General features: G+C 45.3%; 19 protein-coding genes and 1 tRNA gene. 2 read left to right on the top strand and 18 right to left on the bottom strand.

The annotated features are described in order from the left end of the window. On the bottom strand, window positions 1-2,781 hold the full coding sequence (locus ACR3I3_RS04255) for a PAS domain S-box protein (protein ID WP_440953325.1): 2,781 nt from the start codon (window positions 2,779-2,781) through the stop codon (window positions 1-3). Between the two features lie 115 nt (window positions 2,782-2,896). Next, window positions 2,897-4,030, bottom strand: coding sequence for an aldo/keto reductase (locus tag ACR3I3_RS04260; RefSeq protein WP_440953326.1), 1,134 nt, complete (start codon window positions 4,028-4,030; stop codon window positions 2,897-2,899). A 129-nt stretch (window positions 4,031-4,159) separates the two neighbouring features. On the opposite strand from ACR3I3_RS04260, the gene ACR3I3_RS04265 reads away from it, so the two are divergent. Then, window positions 4,160-4,774, top strand: a complete 615-nt coding sequence (locus ACR3I3_RS04265; protein ID WP_440953327.1) for an IMPACT family protein — start codon at window positions 4,160-4,162, stop codon at window positions 4,772-4,774. 138 nt (window positions 4,775-4,912) lie between these two features. After that, window positions 4,913-5,395, top strand: a complete 483-nt coding sequence (locus ACR3I3_RS04270; protein WP_440953328.1) for a phosphate-starvation-inducible PsiE family protein — start codon at window positions 4,913-4,915, stop codon at window positions 5,393-5,395. 35 nt (window positions 5,396-5,430) lie between these two features. Here the strand turns inward: ACR3I3_RS04270 and ACR3I3_RS04275 are convergent, their stop codons facing one another. The 16 genes from ACR3I3_RS04275 to hpt all read right to left on the bottom strand — a co-directional run bounded on the left by ACR3I3_RS04275 (window position 5,431) and on the right by hpt (window position 17,587). Beyond that, window positions 5,431-6,552 (bottom strand): cytochrome c biogenesis protein, encoded by a 1,122-nt coding sequence (locus tag ACR3I3_RS04275; protein ID WP_440953329.1) that lies wholly within the window; start codon window positions 6,550-6,552, stop codon window positions 5,431-5,433. After that, window positions 6,515-6,973: a hypothetical protein gene (locus tag ACR3I3_RS04280; RefSeq protein ID WP_440953330.1), complete on the bottom strand. Its 459-nt coding sequence runs from the start codon at window positions 6,971-6,973 to the stop codon at window positions 6,515-6,517. The genes ACR3I3_RS04275 and ACR3I3_RS04280 overlap by 38 nt, the downstream gene beginning before the upstream one ends. A gap of 25 nt (window positions 6,974-6,998) precedes the next feature. After that, window positions 6,999-7,196: a hypothetical protein gene (locus ACR3I3_RS04285; protein ID WP_440953331.1), complete on the bottom strand. Its 198-nt coding sequence runs from the start codon at window positions 7,194-7,196 to the stop codon at window positions 6,999-7,001. After that, window positions 7,165-7,752, bottom strand: coding sequence for a metal-dependent hydrolase (locus ACR3I3_RS04290; protein WP_440953332.1), 588 nt, complete (start codon window positions 7,750-7,752; stop codon window positions 7,165-7,167). Before ACR3I3_RS04290 ends, ACR3I3_RS04285 begins: the two co-directional genes overlap by 32 nt. Before the next feature lie 217 nt (window positions 7,753-7,969). Next, window positions 7,970-8,386 (bottom strand): SufE family protein, encoded by a 417-nt coding sequence (locus ACR3I3_RS04295; RefSeq protein ID WP_440953333.1) that lies wholly within the window; start codon window positions 8,384-8,386, stop codon window positions 7,970-7,972. After that, window positions 8,383-9,564, bottom strand: coding sequence for an aminotransferase class V-fold PLP-dependent enzyme (locus ACR3I3_RS04300; RefSeq protein WP_440953334.1), 1,182 nt, complete (start codon window positions 9,562-9,564; stop codon window positions 8,383-8,385). The genes ACR3I3_RS04295 and ACR3I3_RS04300 overlap by 4 nt, the downstream gene beginning before the upstream one ends. Next, window positions 9,561-10,523 (bottom strand): L-histidine N(alpha)-methyltransferase, encoded by a 963-nt coding sequence (gene egtD, locus ACR3I3_RS04305; protein ID WP_440953335.1) that lies wholly within the window; start codon window positions 10,521-10,523, stop codon window positions 9,561-9,563. The genes ACR3I3_RS04300 and egtD overlap by 4 nt, the downstream gene beginning before the upstream one ends. Next, complete coding sequence (locus ACR3I3_RS04310) at window positions 10,520-11,782, bottom strand: rhodanese-like domain-containing protein (protein ID WP_440953336.1); 1,263 nt, start codon at window positions 11,780-11,782, stop codon at window positions 10,520-10,522. The genes egtD and ACR3I3_RS04310 overlap by 4 nt, the downstream gene beginning before the upstream one ends. A 155-nt stretch (window positions 11,783-11,937) precedes the next feature. Then, window positions 11,938-12,513 carry a LysE family transporter gene (locus ACR3I3_RS04315; protein ID WP_440953744.1) on the bottom strand — a complete coding sequence of 192 codons (576 nt, stop codon included), beginning with the start codon at window positions 12,511-12,513 and terminating at the stop codon, window positions 11,938-11,940. Between the two features lie 267 nt (window positions 12,514-12,780). Then, a tRNA-Gly gene (locus ACR3I3_RS04320) sits at window positions 12,781-12,852 on the bottom strand. A gap of 138 nt (window positions 12,853-12,990) precedes the next feature. After that, on the bottom strand, window positions 12,991-14,145 hold the full coding sequence (gene pscS / locus ACR3I3_RS04325) for an O-phospho-L-seryl-tRNA:Cys-tRNA synthase (RefSeq protein ID WP_440953337.1): 1,155 nt from the start codon (window positions 14,143-14,145) through the stop codon (window positions 12,991-12,993). 88 nt (window positions 14,146-14,233) lie between these two features. Continuing rightward, window positions 14,234-14,509 (bottom strand): DNA-directed RNA polymerase subunit L, encoded by a 276-nt coding sequence (locus ACR3I3_RS04330; RefSeq protein ID WP_440953338.1) that lies wholly within the window; start codon window positions 14,507-14,509, stop codon window positions 14,234-14,236. Between the two features lie 31 nt (window positions 14,510-14,540). Then, window positions 14,541-15,266, bottom strand: coding sequence for an exosome complex RNA-binding protein Csl4 (locus tag ACR3I3_RS04335; RefSeq protein ID WP_440953339.1), 726 nt, complete (start codon window positions 15,264-15,266; stop codon window positions 14,541-14,543). A 154-nt stretch (window positions 15,267-15,420) separates the two neighbouring features. Further along, window positions 15,421-16,026 carry an METTL5 family protein gene (locus tag ACR3I3_RS04340; RefSeq protein ID WP_440953340.1) on the bottom strand — a complete coding sequence of 202 codons (606 nt, stop codon included), beginning with the start codon at window positions 16,024-16,026 and terminating at the stop codon, window positions 15,421-15,423. A 6-nt stretch (window positions 16,027-16,032) separates the two neighbouring features. Continuing rightward, a complete protein-coding gene (gene dph2 / locus ACR3I3_RS04345; protein WP_440953341.1) occupies window positions 16,033-17,028 on the bottom strand; it encodes a diphthamide biosynthesis enzyme Dph2 in 996 nt (331 codons plus the stop codon). Next, the gene (hpt, locus tag ACR3I3_RS04350; protein ID WP_440953342.1) at window positions 17,015-17,587 is read right to left on the bottom strand and encodes a hypoxanthine/guanine phosphoribosyltransferase; all 573 of its coding nucleotides are present in this window, start codon (window positions 17,585-17,587) and stop codon (window positions 17,015-17,017) included. Before hpt ends, dph2 begins: the two co-directional genes overlap by 14 nt. Window positions 17,588-17,612: the final 25 nt, after the last annotated feature.

Here is a 17,612-nt window from a genome sequence, read left to right on the forward strand (position 1 = left end):
TTATGCTTTTTTTAATGTGACCCAGAACAAACTGCCCCTTCCGTTAGGATTGTCTTCCACTCCGACCTCTCCTCCATGAAGGTCAACTATTCTCTTGACGATCGCAAGGCCAAGACCACTTCCCTTTATATTGCAATCTCCGGCCACTCTTTTGAACCGATCGAAAACCAGTTTCTTATCATTGTCTGCAATTCCCTCTCCCGAGTCTGCTATTGTGACCTTCCAGTGTCCGTTATGGTCTTTTACCCCTATGTTTATTTCCTCGTTCTCAGGACTGTACTTCACAGCATTTGATATCAGGTTTGTGAAAACTTCCTCTATCATCGGATTTGCGATCGTATCAAATTTTCCTTTGTTCTCAAGCACAATCTGCATTTTCTTTTGTGCTGCCTGGTATTCAAATTGGGAAATGCAATCATTAAGTACCTTTGCAATATCTAATGTTTCAGAGTTGATATCCTCCATTGATTCCAGTTTGGCCAAAGCTGCTGCACATTCAATAAGCTCTATGAGCTTTTTGTTAGTTTTCTTTATCTTTTCAAGTTTTGTTGCTTTACTTTTATTTTCTTCTTCTGAAAGTAAAAGATATGTATATCCATCTATGACCGTTGCATGGTTAAGGATATCATGGCTTAGAATATCTGTAAAGATACCTTTAAACTCGCTCGAACGCTCGAGCTGTTCTGTGTATTTCCTGAGAGTCTCCTCATTTTCCTTGATATCGGTTATATCAATGATCGCTCCGACAAGCCCGGCATTTTCCCCGTTGAGGTATGTGAAAAGGGATTTGTTGAACATCACCCTTCGTCTTGAACCATCAGTAAGCGATTCGGTGCATGATTCGTAGATCTGAATCCCACCGTTCTCAAAAAGTTCATTGTCCTTTTCATAGTATTGTTCTGCAAGCTCTTCAGGTGCAAGATCAAAAACGGTTTTACCGACAAGGTCTTCTTTCTTTATCCCGATGAAGTGCTCAAATGCCTTGTTGCATCCCAGGTATATCCCATCCTTATTTTTGTAGAACACAGGGATAGGCACTGCATCGATGAGTTCCTGAAGGAAATGGAGATATGTCTTCTGGACTTTTTCAGCCTCTTTTCTTTGGGTGATATCATTTCCGATGGCTATGGATCCGATGACTTCCCTGTTCTCATTGACAAGGTTTCTCGAGTTCCACGATATCGTGCGTTGTTCTCCATCCTTATTTATGATAGTTGTCTCAAGTCCGGCTACCCGCTTACCCTGTTCCAGAATGGCCTTTGCCTCTGCAAATATCTCATTTCTGTACTCTTCATCCGGGTAAAGTAGTTCCCATACCTTATCGCTACCAACAATTTCCTCTCTGGAGTATCCGCTTATCTTTTCCGCAGCATTGTTCCATATGACCACTTCTGCATTTTTGTTAAGAACGTTTAGCCATATATCCGCATTCTCAATGACGGTTTGCTGGAATTGGGTCAGGTTGCAGATCTTCTCTTCAGCAAGCAATTTTTCAGTGATGTCCTCTACTGTGAATGTAATTCCTGCAGGGGGGTCATTTTGATCTATAAGTGCAAAGGTGAGGTTGATGTCGATCTCTTTTCCATCCTTTCGTACCCATTTACCCTGTGTCTTGAGCGGTTCCTTTGTCCTTATCATTCCCTGCAACAGGGCTCCCATCCTGTAATATTCTTCTTCATCAGGATACAGGAAACGCGTATTGACCCCAACGATCTCTTCTCTGGAGTACCCTACAAGTTCGCACATGTTGTCATTTACATCCCTGAAAACCCTGTCCCAGACCACTCCTATACCTATCGGTGTTGCAAGAAATACGCTTCTTATTTTTGCTTCCTTTTCCCTGATAGCCTTTTCATACTTTTTGATCCCTGTAATGTCCTGCAAGGTGTATATGATCCCTCTTGATGGATCCTCAGGGTCCATGAGTGCAAGTTTCATGGAAATCTCGATGATGTTTCCATCTTTTCTTATAAATTGGGTTTCTGTTGAACGTGTCTTTTTCTCCCTGATGACCGCTTCAACTTCTTTTCCAACAAGCTTGTAATGCTCATCAGATGGGTAGAACATACGGGTATCGTTGCCAATTACTTCCTCTTTTGAATATCCAATTATGCGGTAAGCTTCTTCATTGGCATCAAGTATCTTTCTGTTACAGCTAAGTCCGATACCTATGGGGGCAACGTCAAAAAGGGTGCTCATATGCATCTCTTTTTGTTTTAGTGTCTTTTCTGCTCTTTCTCTTTCTGCGATCTCCAGTTTGAGCTTTTCGTTGGCAGCTTTTAGTTCAGATGTCCTGATCTCCACTAGATCTTCGAGACGATTCTGGTATTTCTTAAGCTCATCTTCTATGAACTTGTGTTTTGTTACATCCCTGAGTACGCCGATCAATCCTCTGGAGTTTCCATCTTTATCGCTCTGAAAGTGTGGATAGTTCTCTATCCAGTGTATGTTTCCATCACGATCCGGGATCCTGAAGGTACTTGGTGGTGAATTTTTATCCTTCATTGCCTTTTGGAATGCAGCGAATATTTTTTCACGATCTTCCGGATGGAGGTAATCTACAAAAGAGGTATTGATCATCTCTTCCGGATCAAAACCATATCTCTTGATCTGAGGGCTAATGTAGAGGATGGCACCATTCTCATTTGTAATGTAAACTATATCTTTGGTATTCTCGATAAGGTATCGGTACTTAGCCTCCCCTTTGCTTACGAGATCCTTTATGGAAACATAGTCTTCAGAATCTCTTTTTATGGTTCCCCCTCCTATGTGAAAAAACAAAACAGGATATTATTATGACCCCATCACGTATATAACTATATTTGTATCTTCAAGAGATACTTCGAGATCATAAAATTAGAACGGGTGAAACTATGGGTTAATTTGATTTCTCTTTTTATTTCTCGAGAACTTTTGAAGCATGCTTCAGCATTTCCTGTATGGAAATATGCTGCGGGCATTTTTCCTCGCACGATCCGCATTCGATACATGCTGATGCCCTTTCTTCAGGTGGCACAAAAAGATCGTAGTGATGGCGTGCTTTCTCAAGATTGCCGTACATAGAGGCACTGTTCAGGTAGGAGAATGCAGCAGGTATGTTCACACCTGAAGGACATGGAAGGCAGTATTTGCAGTTGGTACAATTGACCACGGTCCTTTCAAGATAAACACCCCTTACCTTACTGATAAGCTCATGATCTTTTTCAGACAGTCCTCCTGCAATTCCCTCTTCTGCATAGGCGATGTTCTGCTCAAGTTGATCGAAATTACTCACACCGCTCAGAACGATACTGATCTGCGGCTGATCCCAGAGGTACTGCAGACACCAGTTGGCTGGTGTGCGTTTGATATCCGAACTATCCCAGATCTGCTGCACTTCATCAGGGACCTGTACAAGGCTTCCGCCGCGAAGTGGCTCCATGATAGCAATACCAAGTCCTTTTTCCGCAGCATATAGAAGACCTTCCTTTCCGGCCTGGTAGTTCTCATCCATGAAGTTGTACTGTATCATGCAAAAGTCCCACTCATAGCCGTCCACGATCTCTTTGAAGACCTTGATGTCGTCGTGGAAGGAGAATCCTATATACCTGATCTTCCCTGCTGATAATGCCCTTTCAATAAAGTCGAACATACCCAGCTCTTTCATCTTCTCCCAATGGCCCTTTGTGAAGCCGTGCATTAGATAGAAATCAATGTGGTCTGTCCGGAGCCTGCGAAGCTGCTCGTCAAGGAAGTGGTCCATGTCCTCTCTCTTCTCAACCAGCCATAAAGGAAGTTTTGTGGCGAGATAGACCTTTTCACGATAGCCGTTGCTCAGGACCTTTCCTACGAAAGGTTCACTCTTCCCTTCGTGATAGGGATAAGCTGTGTCAAAATAGTTCACACCCTTTTCGATGGCGTATTCTATCATCCGGGTTGCCTGTTCCTCATCGATAAGTTCCTCCTTGCCATCGATAACAGGGAGTCTCATACACCCGAAACCAAGTATCGAAACGTCCTCTCCTGTCCTTCCAAATTTACGATATAACATCTCATCCCTCTATTTTATGTATTATCAGCTATCTCTTGAGGTTGTACGGTATTATCTGATCATATTCTACAGTTCTAGTGATAGATGTTTACCGCTTATTAATATTCACTTTGTTGTGCAGGTGTTCCCTTGTATCGAACGGTCAGGTCCGATGGTGTTGCTGAAAAGGAGTTCAAGAACTCGGTTTTCATTGGGCATGTAGCCCCCATAAGGAACGAAGCAGACGCAAAGTCCTTTGTAAATTCCATAAAGGAGCGATACAGCGATGCCAATCACAACGTCTCCGCCTACCTGATCAAGAACGGCAACATACTTGTAGCAAAGTATGACGATGATGGTGAGCCGGCAGGCAGTTCCGGGAAACCGGTCTTCAAGGTGCTGGAGCTTAAGGAACTGACAAATGTAGCTGTGGTAGTGACCCGTTATTTCGGTGGTATCAAACTGGGATTCGGAGGTCTTTCCAGGGCTTACAGGGAAGCGGCCGTTGCAGCCATCGAAGAGGGCGGGATCATTGAAGTTCATGAAACGGTAGAACTGAAACTGAAGGTAAGTTATTCCGATATGCAGCCTGTGAAGAAGCTTGTGGAAGAGTTCGGAAGTGTCCTGGATGAGAAATACACCGATGTCGTGGAAATGATAGTGGAAGTTAGAAAAGGTACTGAGGAAGATCTGATCTCACGCATTGCAGACCTGACGAGGAACCGGGCTAATATATCCTATCCTGAGGAATCCAGTGAAGCCTGAGGTTAATTATAATCGATATATTTATTCTATTTCTTTCACATACTTGTCTATATTATATCCAGAAAATGCATATGTATTTTTTAGTCTATTCAAAGCCTGAGGATAATGCCCATGATTCCTTCTCCTTCAGGTTACAATATGATAGACAATACCAGAGTATTCAGAAAGATAATCGATTCAATAACCACGCTTTTCCTTTACCTCCTTCTCCTGACTCTGGTGGTCGGGATGGCAAAGACCCTCCTTGACCTGCGGTTCACAGTATTCACTACCCTTGATGTCGGTTTTAATCATATGGTCTCCAGCGTGCTTACGATCTTCATACTGATCGATCTGTTCAACACCTTCGTGGACTATCATGAACACGATCGCATCAAACTGACATATGTCACTGATGCCACAATCCTGATCGTGATGTGTGAGATCGCTGTGGGTATGTATGCAAAGGAGTTTGAAGCCATCTTCATCTTTTCCCTTGCAGCACTGATACTGGTGCTGGGCATCGTGCGTGTGCTTGCCATCAGTTATTCTCCAGAGGACATGCACGACGTTGTGCATCCGTTCGTGTTCGGGAATAAAAAGGAAAAGAAAATAGAAAAAGAAAAGGTTAGCTGCCTGTGAGGCAACTATGAAGGTCGGGACTGTTGGTTCCCTTCTCATATCACATTGAGATAGAGCAGCACGGCAAGCAATATCAATATCAAACCCGTGACAAATCTTATCGCAGAGCGCCTTTTCTCCCTGAACTGAATTACGGTCTCCGGGCTCATCCCAAACGCAAGGAACAGGCCGAGTCCAAGGACCGGGAGCACGAGTCCGAGGTTGTAGATGACGAGATACATGGTTGCTTCCAGCAGCTCGGTCCTTGCTATCAGCATGTCAAGGATCGAAAGATAAACGGCGCCTACGCATGGTGCCTTTACCAGTGAGAAGAACGCACCTGCAAAAAATGACAATACCATTGCGTTCTTTCCGTGTATGCTGTTCATGAATGAGATGATCGGTCCTGGCGTTTTGAAGGTAGACTTTGAGTGGTTCTGGAGGTAGTATGCATCATAGATGTGCCATATACCAAGGATACCTATCAATAACGTCATGAACAATGTGATGGCATCTCTCGATTCCGGGAGGACCGTAACAGCCTTCAGGAAGCTCAGCCCGGCTACCATGTATGTTGTGAATATCCCGGCACAGAAGGCAGCCACGACTATCAGTATTTCCTTCTTTCCTCCGCTGGATGATATCGTTACTGATGTCAGGAAAGCGATCACGGCCAGAAGGCAGGGATTAAACCCGGCCAGCAGACCAGCGACCAGCACAATTGCCGGCGAGAGCTCAAATGGGGCCGCGTTCTCATTACTATTGTCAGCTAAAGGGATGGCGCTATTTTTCGTAATTGGGGTTGCATTCTCTATGGCGTCCACGAGCAGTTCCTCAAGCAATGCAGGATCCCCTTCGTAATCAGAATAGCTGATGACCGTATTTTTGTTTATGACGATCGCAGGTACCGTGTACACTCCGTATCCCTTCATGATCGAGTAGGATGTGGCGATGTCATTTCTCGTGTAATTGATATTGTCATACCTGCTTACCACCGAATCGATGATCGGGGATGTTTGCTGACATTTCAGGCATCCTCCTTCATAGAAATATTCGATCATCACTTCGTCTGTCTGAGCTGCCGAAACGGAGGAAATGTTCAGGCCGGCAAGCAGAAGGATCAACAAAAATACTGCCGATTCAGTGGCACGCAGTGGTAGCACACGTCTGATTGTCATATTCTCTCTCTGAAACCATATTCTGTGAATGCCCCAGCAGTTCACCTGTATCTGCGGAGACATAACTTTCCACAACATACAGAGTACTTATTTTCTGGCAGGCACAGGTTCGTTCCATCATCTCAACTTTCCATATATTCCTTTTCTGCATGGCAGTGGTGTTCAGTTCGTATGGACTTTCATTGACAAGAGTTGTTCTGGTTACTCTCCAGTCCGGCTGTTTAAAGGATTGTTCAAGATAAGTGGCGATCACCGTTTCTCTTTTTGTGATCTCTATGGCCTCCGTACTATTGAAATTCAAGTTAATCTCTAACTGATCATCATTTTCCTGCTGTGGAAAAACGCTGCTGATGCAACCTGCTCCCATAAGAGAAAGCAGAACAAGCATTGTAATTAATCCGATCGGATATGATCTCTGCATCAATTACTGCCTGATACTATAGAATTTAAGTTCTTTCATATAAAACATAATCCACTGCTTCAACAGGAACGTTGCTTCTGCTTCTTCCAGAAGCTGCTTTCAGTATGTAAGCATATGGAAGAGGGAACCCTTTGGCAGGATCTCTTTGTTCATGACCAACGATGTCCGGCATAGTGATACCATTAAATGGATCATCTGTTACCGGCCCGGTTCCTGAACTCAAAACCAAGGTGTTCCAGCGCAAACAATGCCATCATTATCACAAAGGCGATATAGATGACCGCTGCATAGGATGCCAGTATATATGTAAAGCGATCCCCGCATGCTCCTCCTATATCCATATGTGAGAACACGCTGATCGGTCTGTCGGATATAGGGTAAAAATAATTTATCCCTCCCTTTGCAATATCATCCAGCAACAGGTGTGAAAGGGATGCAGATTCGGCAAAAAGGCCCATGTATACAGCTTTATTATAATCCCTGTATATCCTGTATCCAACAATTGCTCCAAGGAAGGCAGCAGAAGCGCTGAACAGCAGTGAGTGCGTTGGTAACGGTCCTATTGTGGTATGTTCCAGGGTGCCGTGTACAATGATGTTATAAACGACTGTAATATCCGGGTACAGTGCAAAAAAGCTCCCTATGACCAGCAGCAGAAGAGTATGTGCGATATTTTCGGTTGTACTTTCTCTGCGAAGGATTCCTGCAACAGTTGTATAGACTGTTATTGAACAGATGCAGAACACAAAGAACATTACATGCGCAACCGGATATGGCATATTAATAGATAGAACTCCTGCAGGTATAAGATTATCTGAAATATGCAGTTAGAATTATGGGCTGGTTGATAAAGTTTGGGAGTTTTATAATGTTATTCCCCGGAGTTCTCATTGAATGGTAGGTCGTGAAAGCCTGAATTGATGGTCAGATATATCTAATAATGTTCTACTATTCGCAAAAATATCTAATATGGACAGAGATCTTATTTTGAGATTTTTAAGAGCTCAAATTGAGCTCTTCCTGAGCTATTTCTCTTATCTTTTTGATGATCGAATCAAGCCCGTTCGATCTGGCAGGTGAGAGGTTTGATCTCAGCCCGATCTTTTCGATAAAGTAGAGGTCCGTGTCCAGGATCTCCTGTGGATCTCGATCGTTCACGACTTTTCCCACAAGGGAAATGATCCCTTTGGTTATCATCGCCTCACTATCCAGATCGAAGATCAATTTCCCATTTTCTTTACGGCTTCTGATCCATACCCTGGACTGGCATCCGCTGATCGCATTGTCTTCGGTCCTGAACTCCTCGCTCATCGGCTCCAGCTCTTTGGCAAAAGAAATAAGCAGGGTATATTTGTCGAACCAGTCAAGACCATCAAATTGTTCTATGATCTCATCCTGGATAGCGTCGCTCAACTGTACATCATCTCTACTTTCTTTATTCCTTCAATAAGCATGTCAACATCTTCTTTTGTGTTATACAATGCAAAACTTGCTCTGACCGTACCTTCGATACCCAGGGACCTCATCAATGGCTGGGCACAATGATGTCCGGTCCTGACAGCAATTCCCATCTTGTCCAGTATCAATCCTGTATCGTAATGGTGGATATTTTCCAGGTTGAACGAGACAGCTCCGCACATCTGGATGGCATTTCCATAGACTGTCACATTATCCATTTCCAGCAGTTTGTCCCTTGCATAGGAATATACTTCATGCTCATGTTTTCTTATTTTGTCCATGCCTATGTTCTGCATGTAATCGATCGCTGCACCGATACTTATTGCTCCCGCAATGTCCGGTGTGCCTGCTTCAAATCTCAGAGGAGGGGGCAGATAGGTCGATCCTTCAAAGGTAACCTTATCGATCATACCTCCACCACCTATTGCAGGCGTAATATCATTGAATCTATAGCTTGTATAAAGCACTCCGACACCGGTTGATGCGTACATCTTGTGTCCTGAGAATGCCAGGAAGTCGCATCCTATGTCTTTTACATCAATTGGCAGGTGCTGTATTGATTGGGCTGCATCTACAAGTACCGGGATGTCGTGATCCTTTGCAATTTCAGTGATCTCCCTGATCTCATTTACAGAACCAAGTACATTCGAGACATGGGTGATGGCTATCAGTTTTGTCCTATCCGTGATCTCCATTGAGCCTGTCAGCGAATTGCAATCTTCGTCCATGGGAATTGCCTTTACCTTTGCACCTGCAAGCTGCCAGGGAACTATATTCGAGTGATGTTCCACACCGGTCACCAGAACTTCGTTTCCCCTTAAAGAAGGTTCAAGAGAGCGTGCGACCTGGTTGATGGAACCTGTCGTCCCGGAAGTGAAGGTCACTTCACGTGGGTCGCGAGCACCTATGAGATCACTGGCTTTTTTCCTTGCTTCCTCATATTTCTCGCTTGAGATCTCGCTCAGGTAGTGTACACCCCTGTGGATGTTACTGTATTCCGTCCTGTAGAAATCAGACATTGCCTCTATCACAGAGTTCGGTTTCTGGGCCGTTGCTGCGTTATCAAGATACACCAGCCTGTTCCCGTACACCTTCTGTGCAAGTATCGGAAAATCCTTTGCAAGATTTATCATCTTTTCACCATTTCAACAAGAGAGAACCACTTTTTATCATCGGTAAATATGTTCTCCACAGAAAGCCCTGCAGCCTGTGCCATTTTCCTGATATCATTCTCAGTATATTTATGGGAGTTTTCTGTGTGGATCATTTCTCCTTTTTTGAGGATTATTTTCTCATTTAATACGGGGCTTACTATTTCGAGATCCCTTTTTGCTTTCAGGTGCATCTCGATCCGGGAACTTTCTCTATTGAAGAAAGCTACATGCTCAAAATCCTCCGGGTCGAAATCGGTCCCAAGATGGCTATTTGTTACTCTCAGTATGTTCTTATTGAATTCCGCAGTAACTCCCTGGCTGTCATTATAGGCTTTTTCGATGACACGGATGTCTTTTAACATATCCATTCCGAGGAGAAGCCTGTCATTATGGTTCATGACCCTGCCGAGATCAGCCATGAACTCGATGGCCTTTGATTCTGGAAGGTTCCCTATTGTGCTTCCGAAGAAGCAGAAGAACCGTTTTCTTCTTCCCGGGATCTTTTCAATATGCTCAAGGAAGTTAGCGGTGATCCCATGGATGTCCATTTCAGGATATTTTTGCTGAAGGTTACAGGCAGATTTCTCGATGGCATTTTTGCTGACATCCACCGGGTAGTAAACTATTGTCTGACGTATCTCCTTGGGAACTTCGTCAAGAATCACCGAGATCTTTGAACAGTCCCCGCTTCCAAGTTCCACAAGGTCGCAGTCCTTTAGTTCTTCTTTTAATTTCCGTGCAGTCGACCTGAGCAAAGGGATCTCTATCTTGGGAGGATAGTATTCTTCCAGTTTTGTGATCTCCTCATAAAGTTCTGATCCGCGATGGTCGTAGAAGAACACGCAAGGGAGGTTTTTTGGATCCCCCCTTAGGCAGGATTCCAGTTTTTGTCTGATAGAACCATCTCCCACCTGTGGCATGAAATCTTCGATGATCATTCTCCAGGCACCCCTGTTTCAAATGGAAGTCCATTGTTGCTCCACTCGAACCATCCTCCGTCATAGACCGCTGCTTTGTCCCAGCCCATGAGCCAGGCGTTGAAGAAGGCCTCACTGCCTCTCCATCCGGTCCCGCAGTAGAATGCATTGCGTTTTTCAGGAGTGATGCCGATCTTCTCCCAGTTCTCTGCAACTTCCCGGGCTTCTCTCATGGTGTGATCCAGGTTCCTGTAATTCTCCATGTGGTAGGCATCCGTCCCGCAATCGCCGAAAACTGATCCAGGGATCCTTCCCTTCTTCTCTATATAGTTATACCCACTTACTTCCCCGATATATTCACTCCAGCTTCGAACGCTTACCAGGTTCTTGTCAGGAGAGGCAAGGATTTCTTTTGCTTCCTCAAGATCCACCATGATCTCCGGTCTTTGAGGTATCTCAACCCCAAAGGAAACTCTCTCATTTTCAGCAGTCTCAGTTGTGACCTCATAACCTGAATCAAGCCATGACTGAAGTCCGCCATTGAGTAGGCGGACATCCTCCACACCGGCATAGAGCATGATGAATGCACATCTTATTGCACCCAGATGTCCCGCACTGCTTCCCGGGAATGGATCATCATTGTTTGGTGCAGAGAACCTTCCATAGAGAATGACCGTTGTATCATGCGTGATCCCTGCATTCTCCAGTGTTTCCTTCAGTTCTTCCGGAGATCGCCGGTTCCATGTCTCCTCGGATTCAAGGGAATTGGTATCAATGGATATCGATCCCGGAATATGGCCTATTTCATAATCCTCGGGGTTCCTGTAGTGAGCATGACACAGAACGAACTTATCATTGTCATATTCCGGAGCATCGTTTGTGGTGATCAGCTGGTTAAGCCAGTCCGCAGAGACAAGCTGCCGATATCTTTCAAGATGCTCCATAGGCAGCCCTTTCTCCGCCCATTCAAGAAATTCGTTGTACACGGTCACATCAGGATAGCCGGCTCTCTCAAACTGCCTAGCCACTTCTTCTGTTTTTTGTGGTTCATACCCGTAAATAACCAGTGATTCCTCCGGCAGGATTCCCTTGTTCATGACGATCTCTATCCAGTCAATATAGTGTAACCATTTGTAGGGTAGTGTCTTTGCACCCTTGATATGCCCGCCTCTTACCTCTCCACCTTCCTTCCAGCCGTTATAGGCATCGATGGGACGGATGTCTATTAGTTTATATTTGTGCAAGTTTTCAGCTAACTCGGCAGTTGTGATTTCCCCCATGCAAGTATAATTTCTCTGGATTGATATATTATTGTTTGGGAGGTGGCATTGTGAGAATTACATCAGGAGGTGTTATGCTAAGTCTGTGAAGAACGGTGATGTTATAGTGGCATTCCCGGGATCAGGTAACGAAAATACATATCATATTCACTAGTTCAAATCATCGCAGAAACATTGTTGTAATTGATCAGGAACCACAGTCCACAGGTCATCAGTAATCCTCCACAGAAGTATAACGTCCTTTTATATGTATTCTTTGAGATCATTTCTTTTCCCTTTGAAGAGGAGGATGCGACAGCTACAATGAACCCAAGATCTGCTATCCAGTGACCAAAAATGAACGCGATCACTGCAAATACACTTATCATATATTCATGCAGGAGGATAGCGGTACCTGCTGCTAACCACCAGATAACAAAATAAGGGTTCAATGCAGAGGTTAAGATGCCTGCATATATTGGATTCAATGAGAGTTTCATTCTGCTTTCTGATTCCAGAATCTCCATTGTAGAATCTCCTTTTGCACTTTTAATTAGCATCATTCCCAAAATTAGCATCATCAAGCAACCGATCATGGTCAGGTATGACAGCATGGTCTCACTAATAGATGATGAGATCCCTACTAAGATGAGAATAAATATGATCAATTCGACAAATGCATGTCCAATGAATACTGATCCTCCAGATCTAGAACCTTTCTCAAGGGATATGCCGATGGTTGCAAATGTCATGGGGCCAGGTATGAGGGCAGCAGATATTGCCACTGTAATTCCCAGAAGAAAAGCTTTGATTATTTCTATATGGATCCCTCCTTGCAAAAATTTATATTTATATTGTCTAAAACAATTATATAAGTTTATGCAAAATCTTGGAGAGACACAGTTTCATCTCATGCTCAATGCCCTAAAAGACACGTAAAGTTTATCCCCTGCCTGTAATTTTTCACTGACCTTTTTGGTACAGTCTATTATTATGCAAAAATCACTATCAGAAAACAATGCGACTGCCGGGATTCGAACCCGGGTCCCAAGCTTGGGAAGCTCAGATCATAGCCCCTAAACCACAGCCGCACTCCAGTTTCCTATCTTATTTTATTCTTTTTAGATTATAGCTGTTTTGGTCTTCTGTTAGTGCTTTAGGCAGTGTTGCAACTAGCACTCAAGTGAAAATAGAACCAATGTATAGAAAAAGAGAAAGTGAGGCTAACCTCACTCGTATTTCTGTATGATCTCGTCAAAGGAGTCTGCGATGAAGGAGAGATTTTCCCTGCCGACCCCGAAGGTGCTGAGCTTGAAGTATTTGGTGAGGCCGGCCTTGATACCGTGGATGTTGCGGGCCTTGAGCTCTTTGTAGAGGAAGTATCTTCCTTTCTTGACCTTTGTGGAGATCTCGTAGAGGTTGGGGGCCTCGAAGAACATGAGGTCGTGGTTGTGGGGTCTTTCTCCCATCTGGATGAGGCCGAGGTCTTCGAGCTTTCCGGAGAACCAGCGGGCATCTGCTACCTCATTGTCCCAGTTGCGTGTACGCCTGACGACCTCGGGGAACGATCCGATCATGGTCATAATGGTAGCACTGCGGGCTGTGCAGCCCAGAAGCTCAATTTCCTTGTTCTTGTTGGTCGGGGATTTCCTGAACACTTCTTCGGCATAATCGCCGTTGACACCGAGGACTCCGATAGGTCCGCAGCTTGCCATTGACTTGTGTCCGCTTCCTGCAATGAAGTCAACGCCCAGCTCTTTGGCGTTCACAGGCATTCTTCCAACGGAGTATGCGCAGTTGAGCAGGATGGGGACGTCGTACTCGTGGCAGATGGAAGCGATCTTCTTTGCATCCGCGAGGTTTCCGTAATTGCCGTCCGGGTATGTCAGGAGTGCCAGTGCAGGAGCCTTGCCGGTCTCGCTGATGGTCTCCTCAATGGCCGTACCGTAGCCTTCAGGATCTATGTAGTAGTCCGGGCGTTCGGTGGATGGCACCTTTTTGATCTCCAGACGGGCACGCTGTGCAGCCACAACTGATGAGTAGTGTGCAAGGCCGTCCATGACGATGGTATCGCCTTCCTGCGCCACGGAATGCATCACAGCGAACTTTGACTCACGAGCGCCGTGGGTGACCCTTGCCTCGTCCACTCCCAGGAACTCCGGGAGGGCGCCGTGTACAAAGTCCTGTACAGGTGGCTTCTTGATAAGGTCAAGGACACCCCCGCAGTTGTCACAGACGGAATAGCCATCTCCCCATTCCACCAGTGCTCTCCTGGCATCCTCTGTCAGTATACCTCCGGTTTGCAGGGGGTCGATATTGATCAGACCCTTTGCAGGGCGCTCGATAAATCCGAATTTCTCTAATGATGCATCATCAAGTGTCATATATTCACATCAGTTTCAGGCTGTTAGTACAGCAGTATTTTTCTATAAAGTCTCAACTAACGATGTAAGTTGCAAAAATAAAAAAGGTTCATTCAACAGCCTTGTTAAAGACTGAGATGAACTCGTCGCACTCTGTGATCAGTGCCGCAACAGCATCCTTTATAACATCTATCGGGTCAGCGTTCTCTGTCTTGATGAACAGGACCGGGTCACTGATAGTAACGTGTTTCATGTCATATGATGCTGTGTGGACGCGATCGTCTTCCAGAAGAATGCTCTTGAGCATGTTCAGGAGGGTGTGACTCTCTCCTGCGATCTCAAGCTTCATTTCATCGTCTGATTTCTCTAAGATCTTAAGTTCCATTTAATGATCTCCTGCAATGATTATGTGATTCTCAAATAATTCCTGTACCATAATCTGAGGACAGCTTGCGTGTCTCAATATGTCCGCATTCAGGGCACTTCAATTTCTGCTCATTGAGCTTAAGTGTGGTTCCGCAGTTGGAACAGCTTGCAGACATTACTCCAAGTGTGTCTTCAGCAGTGGACATTCTCATGTTCTCGAGGTTGATGATCTTTGCCTTGACAATATCTGATACGGAGAACTCCTGTGACATTTCCTTCACATATGACTCCTTTACATTGGACACATGGATGGCAGCAACACCAGGATTGATAAACTCACGGTCCACATTTCCTTTTATACCGCCGATCTGCACGAGTGCCATGGAATCACGCACGTTCATGACAGTTCCGACAACGATATCGCCCTTTCCAATGGTTGGGGGGGTGCTGGTGACCGGTTTGACTGATATCTTCCTGCGCTTCTTGTTGACCATTACAAAGCCGGTAGCAAGTGAGAAGATGTCTCCTCTTACCGTGTATGTGTTATCCCCTGCCTCGAACTCTTCGGTGGTACCGACAAGGTCTCCCGGCATTACAAAGGTCTTTTCCTCAGGTGATATGTGTTCAACTTCTTCGACCTCAGGCTCTGCTTCAGGTTCTGGTTTGGATCTGCTCCTATTGTCTCTCCTGGAGTCCCTTCTATCTTTCCTGGGACCTCTGTTCTCTTTCCTGGAGTCTTTGTTCCTTCCCCTTTCCTCGGTCTTCTTTTCTGCCACTTCTTCCTTTTCGCTGGCAACTTTTACTGTTTCTTCTTCGACCTTTGTTTCTTCTTCTTTTGAAGATTTGATGTTCCTTCTGGTCGTTTTCTTTCGGTTTCTTATTCTAATAGGAATCCCTCTTGTAGATTTAGATATGCCAGGTTAATTTTGCTCAATCGTCCTGGTCGTTTTCCTTTATAATCCTGTATATTTCTACCTCAATTCTTTCTACATCTTTTTTATGGAATTTAAAGGTTCGTTTTATCGGAAATCCTGTATTATACCACTCAGTTATTACTGCGGGCTCTATAAATTTTTTAACAAAAGCAAGACTTCCGCTATTATGAATCGAATATGTAACATCAGCGACCTTCATAGCGGTCTTCAGGAAAGGACGATCACTTCCCTTCACCTGTGCTCCGAAAGGCGGGTTCATGACAACGGTATGTGCATGTCCCCTTACCTGTCTGATGTCCTTGCATTCGAACTCTACCTCTACACCAAGCTTTTCGGCGTTCTCCCTTGCAATTTCAAGAGCTGCAGGGTCGGAATCAAAGCCAACTACCCTCTCGGCCCCAAGGATCTTGGCACCGATGGCCAGCATACCTGTGCCGCATCCAAGGTCGTAGACAGTGTCCTCAATATCACCTTTCATGAACGCAAAATGAAGAAGTTCCGCAGCAAGTACTGCCGGAGTTGAATACTGTTCCAGTGTGACATCAGGGGAATCAAAGCCTCTTACCTTCTCAAGAAGCATCTCCAGCTTGCGTTGTTTCATTTTTCCTTAGTCTCCCCTTATCTCATCAAAGGTCAGCTCCTCCCACTCGCGCTCGCCGAGAACGATCTCGAACTCCGGTGGGGTAAGCATCGGTGCGGAGAACCTTCCTACTTCATCGATTGCAAGTCTGGGGCAGGCGGTGCTGACAAAAGCATCCACCTTGAACTGCAGCATCTGGTCAGGAGTGATGAGGTCCATTGTAAGTATGTAAGCGGTCTTTCCATGCTTTTTGGCAAGCTCTTTCAATTGCCTTGCAAGTTCCATCCTGCATTGCCCCGGTTTTGTGGATACCAGGATCCCGAATGTCTCAGCATCCAGTGAGTTGGCAATTACGGCACTGCGTTGTTTCAATATCCTTCTTGGGTCAACCTCACGGATCTCATTGGAGAACGGGTCTGCTATCAGCACCCTTTTTCCGGTGGCAAGTGAAACACCAAGCGGGTGGAACTGTCCGCTTCCTATGTAGAGAAACTCGTCACATTCAAGCCCGTCGGCAACAGAGAAATTGCAACCGAGTACCTGTCCAGGATAAGCGATCTTGCTGTCCCCGCTTCCGATAAGGCACTCTTTTCCTTCAGCTTCGAGTATCTCACAGACCTCTGGCAGTTTTCCGATATGCTGTACGGTCGTCATAATTCCGATGCGTTTCCCTGTGATCCCAGGGATCGCTTTTTTGACAACTTCCGTAATGTCCTTGTCAGAGCGTGTCTCTATAAAAATGACCTTCTCACTGTATTTATTATCATCAAGTTGGGCATGCCCGAAATGTAACAGTATGTCAACATTGTCAAGGATGGCAACATCCAGATCACATGCGCCATAGCAGGGATTTGCGGAGATAAGTACTTCCACACCCGTAGCTTCCCTTATTTGGTCTGCGATGGCAGGCGCCCTTCTCTTAAAACCTTCAGGGAACTGCAATCCTACAACCGAGGGTTGTGCATCCTTTATTGTATCAATGATATATTCTATCCTGAAGTCGAAGGCTTCACTGCTGCTCACCAGCCACCTCCAGGATTGTGACGCCTTCTCTGTCGACATCTATCTTCACAAGAGTCTCGATCTCGTAGCCCATTTCCCGCATCTTTGCAGCACCATCACCCCTGCTGATAACAACGATCACATTGGTGATCTGCGCTCCCATCTTCTCAAGGGCTGGCAGGAGTGCTTTCAATGTGCCTCCGGTGCTGATAACGTCGTCTACCACAAGGATCCTTTCGCCCTTGTTCACACCATTGATGAACAGTTCTCCCTTTGAGTATCCGGTGCTCTGGGAAAGTATCATCTCTCCTTCGAGACCGTACTGTCTTTTCCTCACAATGGATACCGGAACGCCTGTCTTCAGGGAGAGTGCCGTTGCAAGAGGGATACCCATTGCCTCGATGGAGACTATCCTGTCGTAATCGGTGCCTGCAATGGTGATCATGTGCTCGGCTATCTCATCGAGCAGCCCTGGTTCCAGCGAAGGCACGCCGTCAGATATGGGGTGTATAAAATAAGGGTATTCGCCTCTGATCACAATAGGTGCTTTCCGGAGTGATTCCTGAAGAACTTCTAACATATTTATCCTGCCCTTTTGATTTAGG

This window comes from Methanococcoides mangrovi (assembly GCF_052057775.1).
Taxonomy (GTDB): domain Archaea; phylum Halobacteriota; class Methanosarcinia; order Methanosarcinales; family Methanosarcinaceae; genus Methanococcoides.